A 15,569-nucleotide genomic window follows, 5' to 3' on the forward strand; every position below is an offset into this window, starting at 1 on the left:
CCGCCGTCGCCCCCGTCGTCGACCTGCTCCGCGCTACAGCCGGCGAGCGCGACGGCCCCCGCCGCCCCGGCCGCAGTCAGGAACCGCCGTCGGGTGTGTGGCCGAGCGCGTCGCCGCCGTGTCCTGCTTTCGTCGTCGGTCATCACTCGGTTGTTGTACTCGGTGGTTACATAAGGGATCCGGGTCGGGGCGACACCGATTTGCCCGTCGCGGCCGTCGAATTCGTATGAAGCAGCGTCCGACGAACGGATCTGCGGCGACGCCGCCCCCACGCGAGACGACCACCCGACGCCGCCTGCTCGCGGGCGGCGCGGCGGTCGGCGTCGCCGGGCTCGCCGGCTGTCTCGGCGCCCGCGACGGGCCAGTCCCGGCCCCCGAGGTGACGAGCGACCGGATCGACGACTGGCGACGGACCGACAAGTTCGAGCGGACGGTGTTCGAGCGGTCGTACGGTCCCGTCACCGTCCGGGCGCTCGAACACACGGGAATCTACGAGTACGCGCCCGTCGCGGACGCGCTCGCCGAGACGCTCGGCGGGTCCGGGTCGCCGGTCGTCTTCTTCGCGACGCGGATCGACCTCCGGCCCGCCGTCGACCGACTCCCGGCCGAGATCGGGCGCGAGCGGATCATGCGCGAGGTGGAGGCGGCCGCGACCGACGCCTTCCGCGGGCAGCTCCGGAGCGCCGGCATCGAGAACGTCGAAATCGCCGACGAGGGGATCTCCACCGTCCGGTCCGGCAACACGGCGACCGTGTGGCGGCTGACCGGCGAGTACGCGCTCGACGGCGAGGTCCCGCTCCCGGACGGGACCGCCGCGGGACTCGATCGACCCCTCGACATCGGGGCCCGCCTCGGCGTCTGGCACGACGGAACCGACGTGATAGTCGCCGGCGGCGCGTATCCGACCGATCCCCTTCTCGACGCCTTCGACGCGGCGCTGCCGGACTCGATCGACGCCGAGAGCGCTGTGCGACGGCTCGCCGGCGCCGAGAGCGCCGAGGCGCTCGCGACCGACCCCGCCGCCTACGACGAGGACGTCTCGCAGTTGCTCATCTCGGTGGTGTGAGCCGACGGCCCCCCGGAGCCCCCCCGCTCGGCCCTCCTTCCGCCTCGAACCGACCCGTTTAATCGCCGTCGCGGGCTTCAGTCCCGTATGAGCCACTTCTCGGAGTTCGAAGTGATCCCCGCCGTCGACGTGCAGGACGGCGAGGTCGTCCAGCTGGTCGGCGGCGAGCGCGGGACGGGCAAGCGCTACGGCGACCCCGTCGCGGCCGCCGAGCGCTGGGTCGAGGCGGGCGCCGAAACCCTCCACCTCGTCGATCTCGACGGCGCGTTCGAGGGCGAGCGCGTCAACGCCGGCGCGATCGAGTCGGTCGTGGACGCGGTCGGCGGCGACGGCGCGGACGCGGTCGGCGGCGACGGCGCGGACGCGGTCGGCGGCGACGGCGCGGACGCGGTCGGCGGCGACGGCGCGGACGCGGTCGGCCTCCAGCTCGGCGGCGGCATCCGGGCCGCCGAGGGCGCGCGCGCGCTGCTCGACTTGGGGCTCGACCGCGTCATCCTCGGGACCGCGGCGGTCGAGACCCCGGATATCGTCGCGGAGATCGACGAGACCCACCCGGGGAGCGTCGTCGTCAGCCTCGACGCGAAGGACGGCGAGGTCGTCGTCTCTGGCTGGACCGAGGGGACCGGGCTCGACCCCGCCGAGGCCGCCGCCCGCTACGAGGAACTGGGGGCCGGCGCGATCCTCTTCACGAACGTCGACGTGGAGGGGCAGCTGGATGGGATCGACCGCGAGGCGGTCGCAAGCGTGGTCAACGCGGTCGAGATCCCGGTGATCGCCTCCGGCGGCGTGGCGGCGGTCGACGACGTGGTCGCGCTGAAGGAGGCGGGCGCGGCCGCGGTCGTCGTCGGGACGGCATTATACGAGGGCGAGTTCACGCTGCGCGAGGCGCAGGACGCGGCGGACGAGATTTAAATCGACTTCGCATTTACCGTTGATTGCTTATAATAACTGACTGCGGATCGGCGGCGAACACCGCCAAAGCCCCAGCCGCGAGGACTCGCGCGCCTCGTTGCGCGCTTCACTCGGTCGCTCACTCCGTTCGCTCCCTCGCTCCAGTGCTTACGTCGTCGTGCTTCGTCCTCGCGGCTGCCCCTTTGACTCCCACCCGACCGCACCGCAACCACGCCTCACACCTCCCCAGCCTCGCGGCTCCCTCCGCTTCGCTCCGGTCGCCGCGTCCCTCGCGCGCGCTGCCTCGCGGCCGCCGGTGGCGACCGCTCGCAGGCACGCGCCACCGCACCCCCGCTTATAACCATTCCCTCGACTCCCGCACCACGTCCGCTCCTCTCTCGCGGATCCGGAACCCCGCCACACCCGCAACCGACTTACGAATCCCCCGCGACGGGCCGGTATGAGCGACCACGACCGGACCGCGGCCGTCACCCGCGAGACGAGCGAGACGACCATCGAACTCACGCTCGCGGTTGACGGCGACGGCGACAGCGAGGTCGACACGGGGGTCGGCTTCTACGACCACATGCTCGAATCGTTCGCGAAGCACGGCCTGTTCGACCTCACGGTCCGCTGCGACGGCGACCTCGACATCGACGACCACCACACCGTCGAGGACGTGGCGATCTGCCTCGGCGAGGCGTTCGACGAGGCGCTCGGCGACAAGCGCGGCATCCGGCGGTACGCCGACCGCCGCGTCCCGCTCGACGAGGCGGTCGCGAGCGTCGTCGTCGACGTGGCAGGGCGGCCGTACTACGAGTTCTCCGGAGAGTTCTCACAGGAGTCTGTCGGGGAGTTCACCAGCGTCATGGCCGACCACTTCGCGCTCTCCGTAGCCCACAACGCCGGGCTGACGCTCCACGCCGCGGTCGAGCGCGGCGACAACGCCCACCACGAGGTCGAGGCGCTGTTCAAGGCGCTGGCGCGCGCGCTCGACGACGCCACCCGGCTCGACGAGCGCCGCAGCGACACGCCAAGCACGAAGGGCGAGCTCTGAGGCGGCGTCCCTCGGGGTCACTCGGGCGCGGCGAACTCGTTGTACTCCCCGTTGTGGTATACGAGCTTGCCCGTCTCTTCCAGCTCGTGGAGCAGGTCAAACACCTCGCTGTACTCGTGTTCGCGGTCGTACTCGACCGCCAGCCGCTGGACGACCACCCCCGGCGTCACCGCCGCGGCCTCGTGTTCTCGGACGATCCGGACCGCGAGCCGCCCGAGTTCCGCCCGTTCCGAGTCCATCTCGTGACGACGTTCGGCCGGGGTCGGCAAAACGGTCCGGGTCCGGGACGCGCCCGGTTCGCGTCCCGTCCGGACTCGGTTCGCGTCCGGTTCGCGTTCCGCCGACAACTTATCACACTGCGAACCGTTGGCAGGGCCGTATGGAACTCCGCTGTGAGGGCTGCGCCGGCTGCTGCGTCGACTGGCGTCCGCTCGATCCGGCCGCGGCGGGCTCAGACCGCACCGGGCCTCGTCCCCCGCTCGACGACACCTACGACCTCGTCCCGCTCACCCGCGACGAGGTCGTAGGCATCGTCGACGACGGCCTGGGCGACGCCCTGGTCCCCCGACTGTTCGAGCCGGCCGAGCGCGACGAGCGCGTTCGGATCGACGGGACCGACCTCGCCGCGATCGACGGCCGCCCCGTCTTCGTCGTCGGCCTCCGGAAGCCCCCCAAACCGGTCGCACCGATCGGGACCGACGAGCCGCGCTGGCTCGGCGCCTGCGCCTTCCTCGACCCGACGACGCTCCAGTGCCGGATCCACGGCGACGACCGCTACCCGCGCACCTGTTCGAGCTACCCGGGTCACAACCTCGAACTCGACGCCGAGACCGAGTGCGAGCGCGTCGAGGCCGCCGGGGGCGGGGACCGGCTCCTCGACGACGAGCCGGCCGACGACCTCCCGGCGCCCGCGTTCGGCCCGCAGGCGCTCGGCGCGACGGTGTTCGCGTACCCCGACCCGGAGGACCTCGACGGCGTCGTCGCCCGGCTCCGCGACGGCGGGGCGATCGCCGACGACCGCGCCCGCTTCGCCGGCGCCGCCGTCGGCTCTCGCCCCGGATCGCTGTCGGTGACGCGCGACCGCATGGCCGAGGCTCGGGACGACGCCCGCGAGGCCGACTCGTGGGTCGGGTCCGCGATCCGCGAGTGGACGGAGCGCGCCGGCGCCGACGGCGAGCGGGTCGGCCTCGACCGCGACGCGCGCGACCGCCTCGCCCGCGTCGTCGAGGACGACGCCGGCGCGCCCGGCACGCCCGGCTGGGACGCGGAGCGATAGGGGACGCGCCGACCGTCCTCGGTCGTGTGTTCGCGCCGCCTTCTCGCGCGCACGCACACGCGCGTGAGGCTTACCCGTCTCCGGACCCTCCGTTCGAACATGGACGAACGAGCCCCGACTGACGAGCCGGTCGAGTACGCGCGAGAGGACGTGTCCGTCCTCGTCGTGGGCGCCGGCGCCGCCGGCGCGCGCGCGGCGATCGAACTCGCCGAGCGCGGCGTCGACGACGTGCTCGTCCTCGGGAAGCGCGGACACGGCGACGCCCACACCACGTGGGCTCGGGGCGGGATCAACGGCGCGCTCGGGACCCACGACCCCGAGGACTCGCCCGCGATCCACGCGGCGGACACCCTCAACGAGGGCCACCTGATCAACGATCCCGGGAAAGTCGAGACAGTGACCGCGCAGATGCCCGAGCGGCTCCGCGAGCTCGACGACTGGGGGATGGCGTACTCCCGCACCAACGACGGCGCGATCGACCAGCGGTTCTTCGGCGCGCAGTCGTTCCGCCGGACCGCCTTCGCCGGCGACCACACCGGCGAGTCGCTGCTGAACACGCTCGTCGACCGCGCGCAGGCGCTGTCGGTCCCCTACCGCGAGAACGTGATGATCACGAAGCTGGTCTCCGACGGCGAGGCCGTCCACGGTGCGGTCGGCTTCGACATGGACGACGGCGAGTTCGTGCTGTTCAACGCGGGCACCGTCGTTCTCGCTGCCGGCGGCCACGCGGCGATCTACAACCGGCACACCTCCCGCGACGACGAGAACAACGGCGACGGCGCGGCGCTGGCCTTCGACGCCGGCGCGTCGCTGATGGACATGGAGTTCATGCAGTTCCACCCGACGGGGATGGCCGTCGACGAGGCCAACCCCGAGTGGGCGCCGTGGAGCGGCCGCCTCGTGACCGAGGCCGTCCGCGGCGAGGGGGGCCGCCTGTTCAACGCCGAGGGCGAGCGGTTCATGGAGCGCTACTCTCCGGACCAGATGGAGCTCGACGCCCGCGACGTGGTCGCCCGCGCCATCGCCCGCGAGATCGGCGAGGGGCGCGGCACGGAGCACGGCGGCGTCTACCTCGACATCTCTCACCGCGACGCCGACTTCATCGAGGAGCGGCTCCCCAGAATGTACGAGCGGTTCCAAGACCTCGGCGTGGACATGGCCGAGGAGCCCGTCGAAGTCGCGCCGACCTCCCACTACGGGATGGGCGGCGTCGCCGTCGACGACCACGGCGAGAGCGACGTTGACGGCCTCTTCGCCATCGGGGAGACGATGGCGGGCGTTCACGGCGCGAACCGCCTCGGCGGCAACTCGCTGGCCGAGACGGTCGCGTACGGCGTCGTTGCGGGCGAGCGGATCGCCGACCGCGTCGACGGCCCGGGCGAGGTGCCCGACGCCCTCCGCGAGGAGACCGTCGAGCCGCACCTCCGCGACCTGCGCGCGATGGCGGACAACGACGGCGCCAACGAGGTCGACGCGGTGCTCGCCGACCTCCGCGAGCTGATGTGGGAGCACGCGGGCATCCTCCGCGACGAGTCGTCGCTCCGGGAGGGGCTCGACCGCCTCGCCGCCGTCCGCGACCGCGCCGCGGACATGCGCGTCGGGCCGGTCACCAGCGAGTCGTTCGAGCTCGCCGTCGACGCCGGCTTCATGCTTGTCGCCGCCGAGGCGGTCCTCCGCGGCGCGCTCGAACGCGAGGAGTCGCGCGGCGCGCACTACCGCACCGACCACCCCGACACCGACCCCGACTGGCGGCGCAACGTCTACTTCGACGCGGCCGACGTCGGCGGCATGACGCTCCGCACCGAACCGGTCGATCAGCCGAGCGACGCCGTCCAGGCCGCCCTCGACGAGGGCCACGAGCTGGACTACCACCAGCTAGAGTAGCGACGGCCCGCTCCGCTCGTCCCTCCTTCACCCGCCCCGCTCCCGGTACCAGACGCGCTCGCCGACCGGCGACTCGCCGTCGTCGATCGGGAGCCGGCTCACGAACAGGTCCCGCACGGCGAGCGTGAGCGTCAACTCGACGGGCTCGCCGCGGTCCCCGTCTGCCACCGCTTCATCTCTTCCCGCCTCTCTCTCCGGCACGATCGGCCGCACCGTCACGACGCAGTGGCCGTCGCGCTCGCCGATCGATTCGACGACGCCGACCGACCACTGGTCGACGTGGTGCGACGGTTCCCTGGCGTGGACGCGGTCGTGGTTCACGACCGGGTCGCCTCCGCGTCGGTCGCGTCGCCCGCGACGCGCCGCACGGCGAGCGCGCCCTCGCAGGTACACGTCTCCTCGCACTTCGGGCACTCCGCCGCGGGGCGCTCGATCGGGTCGCGGTGGATCGTCTCGTAGCCGTGCGCGTCGAACAGCTTCTCCGGGGAGTCGTCGCCGCCGTGGTACCACGAGTCCGCGAGGAACAGGTCGACGCCCCGCTCCGCGCCGGCCTCGTGGAGGCGACCGAGCAGCCGGCTGCCGATCCCCCGACCCGTCGCGCCCTCCCTGACGTACCCCATTTCGAGGTGGCCGTACCGCTCCGCGGCGGGCAGCAGGTCGGGGTCGTCGAAGAAGTACATCTCGTCGGCGACGGCGGTCGGATCGGTGAACTCGCGGAGCGCCATGACGCCGAGGATCGCGCCGTCCCGGTCGCCCTCGCCGTCGACAGCGTCGGTTCGGTCACTCTCGCCGTCAACCGCGTCTCCCGCCGACTCGACGGCGTCCCCCTCGACCGCGACCAGCACGTGGTACGTCGGGTCGTCGATCCCGAGGTCCACGCCGTAGGAGCTCCCCTCGGTGAAATGAGAGGTGATGAGCGCCTCCAGCGGCTCGGCGTCGCCCGGTCGCGGCTCGCGGATCGCGATCTCGTCCATCTACCGGACGGACGCCGTCGCCGACCAAGAGCGGTGCGGTGCCGGCACCGGCCGCCTCCGGTCGGCGCCGATCAGGCCCCGGCGCCCGGCCGCCAGACTCCCTCCCGCCGGTCGAGCCACGCCACGACGACGACGTGCGGGAGCGTCATGGCGGCGATGGCGACGAGCGACACGGCGAGCAGGTCGCCCGGCGCCGCCACGCCCGCGGGGACCGAGACGCCGACCGCGCCGACCACGAGGAACCCGCCGAGCGTGAGCGGCGCCGCGTCGCGCCCGAAGCGGGCGAGCGCGCCGACCGCGTCGCCGGCCGACGCCGCGCTCGCCGCCGCTGGGTCGACGAGGACGAGCCGGCCGACGTGCCGGAGCGCGTGCCACAGCGCGAAGTACACCCCGATCGCGAACACCGGCGCGGCGAGCAGGAACCACGCCCACAGCACGGCCAGCTCGCCGGCGTCGCGGCGCCAGCCGCCGGCGTCGTGCCCGCTCCGAACCCGCCGGTAGCCGAGCCCGACCGACGCCAGCGTCGCGGCCGCCATCCCGACGCCGACCCCGGCGCGGACCGCGGGCGCGAACAGGGGGTCGACGGCCGTCGCGGCCGCGCCCCCGTCGACGAGGAACAGGCCGACGATCCACTCGGCCACCAGCCGGTACTCCTCGGGGTGCGCGAGGAGCGGGACGCCCATCGGGAGGCCGCCGCGGACGATAAGCGCCAGCCAGCGCTCGGCCGAGGTGGGGAGGTGGTCGACGCCCGCGATCGCGAGCGTCGCCACGTCGCCCTGCCCCCAGTGGAGCCACGTGAGCGCGATGAACCCGACGAACGCGGCGACGGGCGCGGCGAAGAACGCTGCGACGACCGCCCCGCCGAGGACCGCGTAGCCGACGGAGACGACCGCGATCGACCGCCGGAGCGACACGCCCGGCGCGGCCCGTAGGGGGACGAGGTGGTCCACTGCCCCGTGCGCCATCCCGACGGCGAGGGTGCCGAGCGCGAACGTCGCGACGCCGAGTTCGACCGGAAACAGGGGGGTCGCGGCGCCGACCGGCAACAGCGCCGCCAGCGCCAGCGCCGGACGTCGCGCGAACCACCGGTCGACCCGCTCGGCCGCCGGGTCGGCGTCGCGCCCGTCGCCGACGCTCTCGTCGGCCCCGCGTCCCGCGGTCGCGACGGACTGGGCGTCCGCCGCGCTCCGCGACGCCTCCGACGCCTCAGTCATCGACTACGTCCGGGTCCGGGTCGGCCGGGGACTCGGGGCCGCGAACGTCCCGCTCGGGCTCCGACCCGGCGCCGGCGACAGCGTCCGCCGCCGCCCGGCGGCGGTCGTTCCAGTCGAGCACCCACTCGAACAAGACGAGGCCGTTGATCGTCATCACTCCCGCGGCGACGAAGAACAGCATCTCTTCGATCGGGAGGCCGAGGACCGCGATCCCGGTCGTCAACTCCGGCGAGAGGTACCACGTCCCCATGCCGATCGCGATCCGGTCGGCGACCCAGAAGTACGCCGCCGGGGCGAGCGTCGCCGTGATCCACAGCCGCGGCGTGCGCGCGAGGTAGCCGCCGCCGACGCCCCACTGGAGCGCGAGGACGGGCCCGACCCACGCGATCAGCCCGCCGAGGTACAGGAACGACGGGTCGAGCCATGCGAGCCCCAGCCCGATCGGGACCATCGCGAGGCCGACGAGGACGCCGGCGGCCCGGGGCACGCGGTCGAAGTCGCCCTCGCGGAACGTCGGATCGAAACCGATCCGGTGGAGCGCGAACGCGACCACGATCGTCTGGATCGCAAAGAACAGGTACTCGCCGAGCGGGATCGAGAGCGCCCGCGCGACGACGGCGCCGTCCGCGTACCCCCAGGCGCCCCGGCGGATCATGTAGCTGATCCACGGGGTGGTGTAGGCGTACGCGATGGCGACGAGGATCGCGATCCCACCGACCGCCCGGCGCTGCCGCGTCGCCTCGTACCGCGGGGCGAGGTACCACAGCAGCGCCAGCACGGGGAGACTGAAGACGAGGTGAAACTGGAGATACGTCAGCGTCGGTAGCATCGGACCACCCCGGCGAAGACGCTCATGCCAACATATCGCCCCCGTTTCTGTTTAACCCTTCAGCCCAACGTGGTCAGGTATCGCCGGCCCGAACCGGTTCGGTGATCAGTCCCCGGCTGCGAGGACGCCGTGCGCCTCCAGCACCTTCCCCAGCCGGTACATGGAGGCGACGACCGAATCACAGACCGGCCGCACCGCGGACTTCGGGACGAAGCCGACCGCCAGGCCCGCGACCTCCAGCATCGGGAGGTCGTTCGCGCCGTCGCCGACCGCCACCGTCTCGCGCATCGGGACGCCGACCTCGCGGCCGAGGTCGGCGAGCGCGTCGTCCTTCGTCCCCTCGATCAGCGGTCCCTCCGCCTCGCCGGTGAGGGCGCCGTCCGGTCCGGTCGGCAGTCGGTTGGCGACGATCGTGTCGACGGCGACCCCCTCGCGAGCGAGCGCCGCCTCGACGCCGCGCTCGAACCCCCCGGTGAGGACGGCGACGTGGTGCCCCTCGTCGCGGAGGCGCTCGATGAGACGCGCGGCGCCGGGCCGGATCCGCACCGCGTCGAACGCGTCCTCGACCTCCGCCTCGGGAAGGGCTTCCAGCAGCTCCGCGCGCCGGTAGAGGCTCTCGGCGTAGCTGAGTTCGTCGTTCATCGCCCGCTCGGTGATCTCGGCGACCTCGTCGGCGACGCCCGCCCGCTCCGCGAGCAGGACCGTCATCTCGGAGTCGGAGAGCGTCCCGTCGAAGTCGAACGCGATGAGACTCATGGCGTCCGTTCGTCGCGGCGGGGCCTTGAAGCGCGCGGTCGCCCCCGATTTTCACCGGCGGGAGCGCCTCTCGGACACGGCCCGCTCACAGCCGCTCGCCGCGGTACTCGAAGTACCTGACCTCCTCGGCGCACCAGGCGCAGCCGCACTCGCTGTAGTAGCCGCTCCGCCCGGTGAGCCGATCGGGGTGGGTGATCTCGATGCCGCGCTGGAACCGCTCCGCGAGCTCGTGGTATCGGTCGCACTCCTCCCAGAACGACGCCGCAGCGGCCATCGTGTCCGTTTACGTGAAACTCGCATTTGAACGGTACTCCGAACTCGCGCCCGCCCGGCCCCTTTCGGCCGCGTCGCAGCGGTTCGCGCCGCCCTCCTCACTCGCCGTCAGCGTCGGCGAGGAACTCCACGTCGCCGGCGATGACCGCGCTCGCGATGACGCCGACGCCGACTACGGTGGCGACCCCGAGGGTGGTCATCGTCACCGAGAGCGCCGAGCCGCCGATCGCGACGCCCACGAACGCCCCGACGGCCCCCCCGACGCCGCCGGCGATCACCGCCAGCGTCTGTGCCTCCCGCATAGGTGTCGCTTTAGTAACACGGGTTATAAGCGTTCCCGCCGGGTTCTCTCCGGTGATAACGCCGCCCTCATTCCGGCGCCGGTGCCGCTCTCGGCGGTCGCCGGCGCCTCAGCGCGGGTACCGCCGCCCGAGGTCGGCGCCGTCGTCCGCCGCGTCGCTCCCGGCGGGCTCTCCGTTCGCGTTGTCGGAGTTCTCGTCGCCCGCATCCCCGTCGCCCACCTCCTCGCCGCCCGGACTCACGCTCCCGGTTCGGTAGCCGGCCATGTCGAGGGTGACGTACTCGAAGCCGAGGTCGGTGAGGTGTTCGTGGACGGCGTCGGCGAAGGCCGGGTCGAGCGCCCGCTCCAGTTCGTCGGGGGCGATCTCGACGCGTGCGAGGCCGTCGTGGTCGCGAACCCGGAATCCCTCGAAGCCCCACTCGCGGAGCACCCGCTCCGCCTTCTCGACGCGGGTCAGCCGCTCCTCGGTGACCTCCAGCCCGGTCGGGATCCGCGAGGAGAGACACGCCATCGAGGGCTTGTCGGCCACGGAGAGGTCGCGAGACTCGGCGATCGCGCGGACCTCCGCCTTCGTGATCCCGGCGTCGAGCAGCGGCGAGAACACGTCGAGCTCCTCGACCGCGCGGAGCCCCGGTCGGTGCCCCTCGCCGGGGTCGTCCGCGTTCGTCCCGTCGCAGACGGTGTCGATCCCCAGCTCCTTCGCGGTCTCGTACATCCGGCCGAGCCGCATGGTCCGGCAGTGGTAACACCGGTCGCCGTCGTTGGCGACAAAGTTCGGGTCGTCAAGCTCGGAGAACGTCACCGTCTCGTGGCGGACCCCGATCTCGTCGGCGACTCGCTTCGCGTCGTCGAGCTCCGCCGCGGGGAGCGTCTCGCTGCGGGCGGTACACGCCACGGCGTCGTCGCCGAGCGCCTCCGTTGCCAGCGCGGCCACCACCGCGGAGTCGACGCCGCCCGAGAACGCGACGAGCACCCCGTCGCGCTCGCCGAGCGCCTCGCGGGCGGTCGCCGCCTTCGCCGCCGCCTCGGGGTCGAGCGACCCGTCGCCGACGGCACGCGCGTCCTGACTCATGGCAGGCGTTGGCGACGAGCGCGAAAAAGGGCGTCGCACCCGGCGCGCTGGTCCTCGCTCTGAGACGCGCGCCGCCCCCCGACCCGCCGGACGCCGCGGGGATCCGCGGGAGCGACCCGCACGCTTTACACCGTTGCCGTGATACCGGCGGGTAGATGGAGCTGGAGGCGATCCCCGGCGTCGGCGCCAAGACGGCCGCTTCGCTGCGCGAACTCGACGACCCGGTCGCGACCGTCGAGTCCGGCGACGTGGCCGCCATCGCCCGCGCGCCGGGCGTCAACGAGGCCCGCGCGGCCCGCATCGCTCGCGGAGCGATCCGGCGCCGCCACGGCGACGACGGTCGCGTGCTGGCCACCGACCGCGCCCGCGAGCTGTACCGGGAGGCGATCGACCTGCTGCGCGAGCGCACCGTCACCGACTACGCGGCGAAGCGGCTGGAGACGTTCTACCCGAGCGCGTCCGCCTCGCGGATCGCGGAGGCGCAGTCGTTCGCCGCCGACGCGGCCGACCGCGACCCCGACCCGGCGGTCCGCGAGGCGCTCGCGGACTGCGCGCCCCTGTCGGACCCCCCGACCGTCCGCGTCCGCGACCGCTGCCTCGCGACGGCTGACGCCGAGACGCTCGCGCGCGCCGAGGCGGAGGTCCCCGAGCTCTCCGTCGAGACCGTCGAGGACGCGCGTGACGTCTCCGAGCTGGGCCGCTCGTACGCGTCCGTGATCGTCTTGGACGAGTCGTTCGCCGGGCTCGACGTGGAGGGCGACGTGAGCGTGCGGCCGGACGCGCTGGAGGCGCCGGCGGAGACGGTGCCCGAGCGGCTGCTCGCCTTCTTCGCCGAGAACCGCGACCGGCTGGAGGCGGCCGCGGCGGTCCACGAGGCGGCCGCGGCGGCCGGCGACCCCGTCTCGGGCGGCGGCCCTCCGGTCGCCCTCGACCGCCTGCGCGACGCGCTCTCGCGGCTCGACGACGACGGCACGATCGCCGGCGACGCGGAGCTGGACCGGCTCACCGCCGCCGTCGACGACCTCGACGCCGCGGTGTCGACGGCCGCCTCCGTCGCCGATGACCGGCTGCGCGAGGCGATCCGCGAGCGCGACGTCACCATCGAGGGGACCGACTTCCTCTCCCTCGTCGAGCAGGGCGCCCGCGTGGACTCCCTGCTGGACCGCGAGCTCGCCGACGAGTACGACGCGGCCGTCGACGCCGCCCGCGAACACCTCGCCGACGCGCTCCGACTGGAGCCCGAGGAGGCGGAGCTCGCGGAGCGCGTCTTCGGCGGCGACCCATCTTTCCCGGTCGACCACGACGAGAGCGCCGTCTCGCGGCTCCGGACCGAGCTCTCCGCGGCCCGGGACCGCCGGGCGGCGAAGCTGAAGGCCGACCTCGCGAGCGACCTCGGGGACCTCCGCCAGCCGGTCGAGGAGCTGGTCCGCGACGCCCTGGAACTCGACGTCGAGCTCGCCGTCGCGCGGTTCGCACGCGACTTCGACTGTACGCTGCCCGAGGTGGTCGAGCCGGCGGGCGACGACGGCGGCGAGGCCCCGCCCGCCGGCTTCCGCATCGAGGGCGGTCGCTCCCCGCTCCTCGACGTAGACTTCGCCGATGTCGAGCCCGTCGACTACGGCGTGTCGGGCGCGACGCTGCTCTCCGGGGTGAACTCCGGCGGGAAGACCTCGACGCTCGATCTGGTCGCGCTGGTCGTCGTGCTCGCGCAGATGGGGATGCCCGTGCCGGCCGAGTCGGCGACCGTCGAGCGGTTCGAGGAGATCCACTACTACGCGAAGTCGCAGGGCACTCTCGACGCCGGCGCGTTCGAGGCGACGCTGCGGGACTTCGGCGATCTCGTCGACGGCGCCGACGGTCGGCTGGTCTTGGTGGACGAACTCGAATCCATCACCGAGCCGGGCGCCTCCGCGAAGATCATCGCGGGCATCTTGGAGGCGCTCGACGACCAGGACGCGACCGCCGTCTTCGTCTCGCACCTCGCTCGCGAGATTCGCGCCGCCGCCGACTTCGAAGTCGCGGTCGACGGCATCGAGGCCGCGGGGCTCGTCGACGGCGAACTCCGCGTGAACCGCTCGCCGAAGAAGGGGCACCTCGCGCGGTCGACGCCGGAGCTCATCGTCGAGAAGCTCGCGGACGACCGCGGCGGCGAGTTCTACGGCGACCTGTTGGAGAAGTTCTGAGCCGGGAGCGGGTCTCCCCCCGCCCCGAGAACTCAGTCGCCGCCGTCGAGCTCCGCCGTGACCGTGATCTCGACGTCGAGCGGCGCGGGGAGCCGAGACACCTCGACGCAGGTCCGCGCCGGGTACGGCTCCGAGAGGAACGACCGGTACGCCTCGTTCACCGCGTCGTAGTCGTCCATGTCGGTGAGGTAGACGGTCGCCGACACGATCGCGTCCGGGGTCGTCCCGGCCGCCTCCAGAATCGCGGCGACGTTTTCGAGCGTCTGCGTCGTCTGTTCGCCGACCGAGTCGGGCGCCTCCCCCGTGTCGGGGTCCACGCCCGTCTTCCCGGAGACGTGGACCATGTTGCCCGAGACGATCGCCTGCGAGTACGGGCCGAGCGCTTCCGGGACGTCGTCCGTCGTGATCTCTCGCATGACCGGGGCGACGGCGCGCCGCGGCATCAAGATGCGGGTCGCGGGGGTCGCCTCGGCCGCTCCGACACCGCCGCGAGGCGGTCGCCCCGACCCACGCCCCGTCCGGGCGTTCGTCGCCCCGCCGACATATTCATACAGGCTCGGTCGGAATCGAGCCGTATGCCAGCCGTGTCCCCGTTCGGCGTCCTCCTCTTCGCGGCGCAGGTCGGCGTCGGCGCTCAGGTGTCCCGCTTGCTCCCCGACCGTGACCGCGCCCGTCGCGCGGCCGTCGGGCTCGCCGTGGCGGTACTGGGTCTCTTGATCCTGTTCCGCTTCGGTTCCATCGCGGCGCTCACCGTCGACCTGATCGCGCTCCTCGTCGTTGCGAGAGCCGTCGGATCGCCCGGCCGTCGGCCGACGGCGGGGTAACGCGACGGTCTCGGCGCCGCGTCGTCCCGGTTACGATCGCACCCTCAGAGCCAGACGAGCCGCCACTCGCCGTCCGCGGTCGCGACGAGCCACTCCAGTTCGAACTCGTCGCCGTCGCCGTCGGTGACTGTCACCGAGACGACCGCGTTCTCCGCGGCGACGGTCTCGATCGTCTCGTCGTCCGCGGCCCCGGCGAAGAAGTCCGAGACGCTCCGGACGCGCTCGGCGTCCACGTCCTCGGCGACGACGGCGGCCTCGACGAGCCCCTGACGCCGCGCGCCGTCGAAGAGGCCCGGCACGTCCGCCGCCACCTCGCCCAGCGGCGACGCGGGGTGCGAGAGCTCCCGGATGTCGTCGGCGAACGCCGCCGCGCTCTCGGCCTCGCCCGCCCGCCGGTAGTACTCCCTGACGACTGTCACCGGTCCTTCCGGTTCGCCGGGCCACACGACGCCCCACTCGCCGTCGTCGGTCGCGACGAGCCACCGACGCTCGAACTCGCCCCCGTCGCCACCGACAATGGTCGCCGAGACGACCGCGTTCTCCGCGGCGATCGACTCCAGCTCCTCGTCGGTGAGCGAGGCCGACAGGAATCCGGATATCGAGCGGATCCGGTCGGCCGAGACGTTCTCCTCGACGACCGCGGCGTCGGCGAGTTCCTGTCTCACCGTGGTGTCGAACGCCATCGGCACGTCCTCGGCGAGCGTCGAGAGCGGGGAGACGGGGTGCGCGAGCGCCGGAACGTCCGCCGCGAACGCCTCTGCGTCTTCGCTCGCGCTCGCCCGCCGGTAGTACGCCTCGACCGCCGCCGCGGGACCGCCGGCGCCTTCGGCGGTGGAGGAGCGCCCGGCCGCGAGCGCGAGGACCGCTGCGCCGCCAACGGAGAGGAACGACCGTCGTTCCATGACCGTGTGTCAAGCGATGTCGAGCAAAAGTTCTTTTCCCAATTTCGCCCCGAAAGCCACCACAGAC

18 protein-coding genes are annotated in these 15,569 nt (G+C 73.0%); 7 read left to right on the forward strand and 11 right to left on the reverse strand.

Annotated features, from left to right (window positions below):
* Positions 1-226: 226 nt before the first annotated feature.
* The 3 genes from EXE47_RS12865 to hisB all read left to right on the forward strand — a co-directional run bounded on the left by EXE47_RS12865 (position 227) and on the right by hisB (position 3,014).
* Positions 227-1,066 (forward strand): hypothetical protein, encoded by an 840-nt coding sequence (locus EXE47_RS12865; RefSeq protein ID WP_086220450.1) that lies wholly within the window; start codon positions 227-229, stop codon positions 1,064-1,066.
* A gap of 87 nt (positions 1,067-1,153) precedes the next feature.
* Complete coding sequence (locus EXE47_RS12870; protein ID WP_089308505.1) at positions 1,154-1,978, forward strand: HisA/HisF-related TIM barrel protein; 825 nt, start codon at positions 1,154-1,156, stop codon at positions 1,976-1,978.
* A 439-nt stretch (positions 1,979-2,417) separates the two neighbouring features.
* On the forward strand, positions 2,418-3,014 hold the full coding sequence (hisB, locus tag EXE47_RS12880; protein ID WP_089308503.1) for an imidazoleglycerol-phosphate dehydratase HisB: 597 nt from the start codon (positions 2,418-2,420) through the stop codon (positions 3,012-3,014).
* 17 nt (positions 3,015-3,031) lie between these two features.
* Here hisB and EXE47_RS12885 read toward each other — a convergent pair whose 3' ends face one another.
* A complete protein-coding gene (locus EXE47_RS12885; RefSeq protein ID WP_089308502.1) occupies positions 3,032-3,253 on the reverse strand; it encodes a hypothetical protein in 222 nt (73 codons plus the stop codon).
* Between the two features lie 140 nt (positions 3,254-3,393).
* On the opposite strand from EXE47_RS12885, the gene EXE47_RS12890 reads away from it, so the two are divergent.
* Positions 3,394-4,290: a YkgJ family cysteine cluster protein gene (locus EXE47_RS12890; RefSeq protein ID WP_089308501.1), complete on the forward strand. Its 897-nt coding sequence runs from the start codon at positions 3,394-3,396 to the stop codon at positions 4,288-4,290.
* Positions 4,291-4,389: 99 nt separating this feature from the next.
* Entirely contained in the window at positions 4,390-6,174 is a 1,785-nt protein-coding gene (locus tag EXE47_RS12895; RefSeq protein ID WP_089308500.1) for an L-aspartate oxidase, read from the forward strand.
* Between the two features lie 27 nt (positions 6,175-6,201).
* Here EXE47_RS12895 and EXE47_RS12900 read toward each other — a convergent pair whose 3' ends face one another.
* From EXE47_RS12900 to larE, 8 genes are all read right to left on the reverse strand, one after another.
* Positions 6,202-6,495, reverse strand: a complete 294-nt coding sequence (locus EXE47_RS12900) for a hypothetical protein (protein ID WP_089308499.1) — start codon at positions 6,493-6,495, stop codon at positions 6,202-6,204.
* Positions 6,492-7,148, reverse strand: coding sequence for a GNAT family N-acetyltransferase (locus tag EXE47_RS12905; protein ID WP_089308498.1), 657 nt, complete (start codon positions 7,146-7,148; stop codon positions 6,492-6,494). Before EXE47_RS12905 ends, EXE47_RS12900 begins: the two co-directional genes overlap by 4 nt.
* Before the next feature lie 71 nt (positions 7,149-7,219).
* Complete coding sequence (locus EXE47_RS12910) at positions 7,220-8,362, reverse strand: Brp/Blh family beta-carotene 15,15'-dioxygenase (protein WP_089308497.1); 1,143 nt, start codon at positions 8,360-8,362, stop codon at positions 7,220-7,222.
* Positions 8,355-9,191, reverse strand: a complete 837-nt coding sequence (locus tag EXE47_RS12915) for a lycopene cyclase domain-containing protein (protein WP_089308496.1) — start codon at positions 9,189-9,191, stop codon at positions 8,355-8,357. Before EXE47_RS12915 ends, EXE47_RS12910 begins: the two co-directional genes overlap by 8 nt.
* A 105-nt stretch (positions 9,192-9,296) precedes the next feature.
* Positions 9,297-9,947 (reverse strand): phosphoserine phosphatase SerB, encoded by a 651-nt coding sequence (gene serB, locus EXE47_RS12920; protein WP_089308495.1) that lies wholly within the window; start codon positions 9,945-9,947, stop codon positions 9,297-9,299.
* An 85-nt stretch (positions 9,948-10,032) separates the two neighbouring features.
* Positions 10,033-10,221 carry a hypothetical protein gene (locus EXE47_RS12925; RefSeq protein WP_049932088.1) on the reverse strand — a complete coding sequence of 63 codons (189 nt, stop codon included), beginning with the start codon at positions 10,219-10,221 and terminating at the stop codon, positions 10,033-10,035.
* Positions 10,222-10,318: 97 nt separating this feature from the next.
* The gene (locus tag EXE47_RS12930) at positions 10,319-10,522 is read right to left on the reverse strand and encodes a hypothetical protein (protein WP_049932090.1); all 204 of its coding nucleotides are present in this window, start codon (positions 10,520-10,522) and stop codon (positions 10,319-10,321) included.
* Between the two features lie 108 nt (positions 10,523-10,630).
* The gene (gene larE, locus EXE47_RS12935) at positions 10,631-11,593 is read right to left on the reverse strand and encodes an ATP-dependent sacrificial sulfur transferase LarE (RefSeq protein WP_089308494.1); all 963 of its coding nucleotides are present in this window, start codon (positions 11,591-11,593) and stop codon (positions 10,631-10,633) included.
* A gap of 155 nt (positions 11,594-11,748) precedes the next feature.
* On the opposite strand from larE, the gene EXE47_RS12940 reads away from it, so the two are divergent.
* A complete protein-coding gene (locus EXE47_RS12940; RefSeq protein WP_089308493.1) occupies positions 11,749-13,776 on the forward strand; it encodes a helix-hairpin-helix domain-containing protein in 2,028 nt (675 codons plus the stop codon).
* A gap of 32 nt (positions 13,777-13,808) precedes the next feature.
* Here the strand turns inward: EXE47_RS12940 and EXE47_RS12945 are convergent, their stop codons facing one another.
* Positions 13,809-14,192 carry a RidA family protein gene (locus EXE47_RS12945; RefSeq protein ID WP_089308492.1) on the reverse strand — a complete coding sequence of 128 codons (384 nt, stop codon included), beginning with the start codon at positions 14,190-14,192 and terminating at the stop codon, positions 13,809-13,811.
* 159 nt (positions 14,193-14,351) lie between these two features.
* On the opposite strand from EXE47_RS12945, the gene EXE47_RS12950 reads away from it, so the two are divergent.
* The gene (locus EXE47_RS12950; protein WP_049932095.1) at positions 14,352-14,600 is read left to right on the forward strand and encodes a hypothetical protein; all 249 of its coding nucleotides are present in this window, start codon (positions 14,352-14,354) and stop codon (positions 14,598-14,600) included.
* A gap of 44 nt (positions 14,601-14,644) precedes the next feature.
* On the opposite strand, the gene EXE47_RS12955 is transcribed toward EXE47_RS12950, so the two are convergent.
* On the reverse strand, positions 14,645-15,502 hold the full coding sequence (locus EXE47_RS12955; protein ID WP_089308491.1) for a hypothetical protein: 858 nt from the start codon (positions 15,500-15,502) through the stop codon (positions 14,645-14,647).
* Between the last annotated feature and the right edge of the window lie 67 nt (positions 15,503-15,569).

This window comes from Halorubrum sp. GN12_10-3_MGM (assembly GCF_005435235.1).
In the GTDB taxonomy this organism is placed as follows: Archaea; Halobacteriota; Halobacteria; order Halobacteriales; family Haloferacaceae; genus Halorubrum; species Halorubrum ezzemoulense.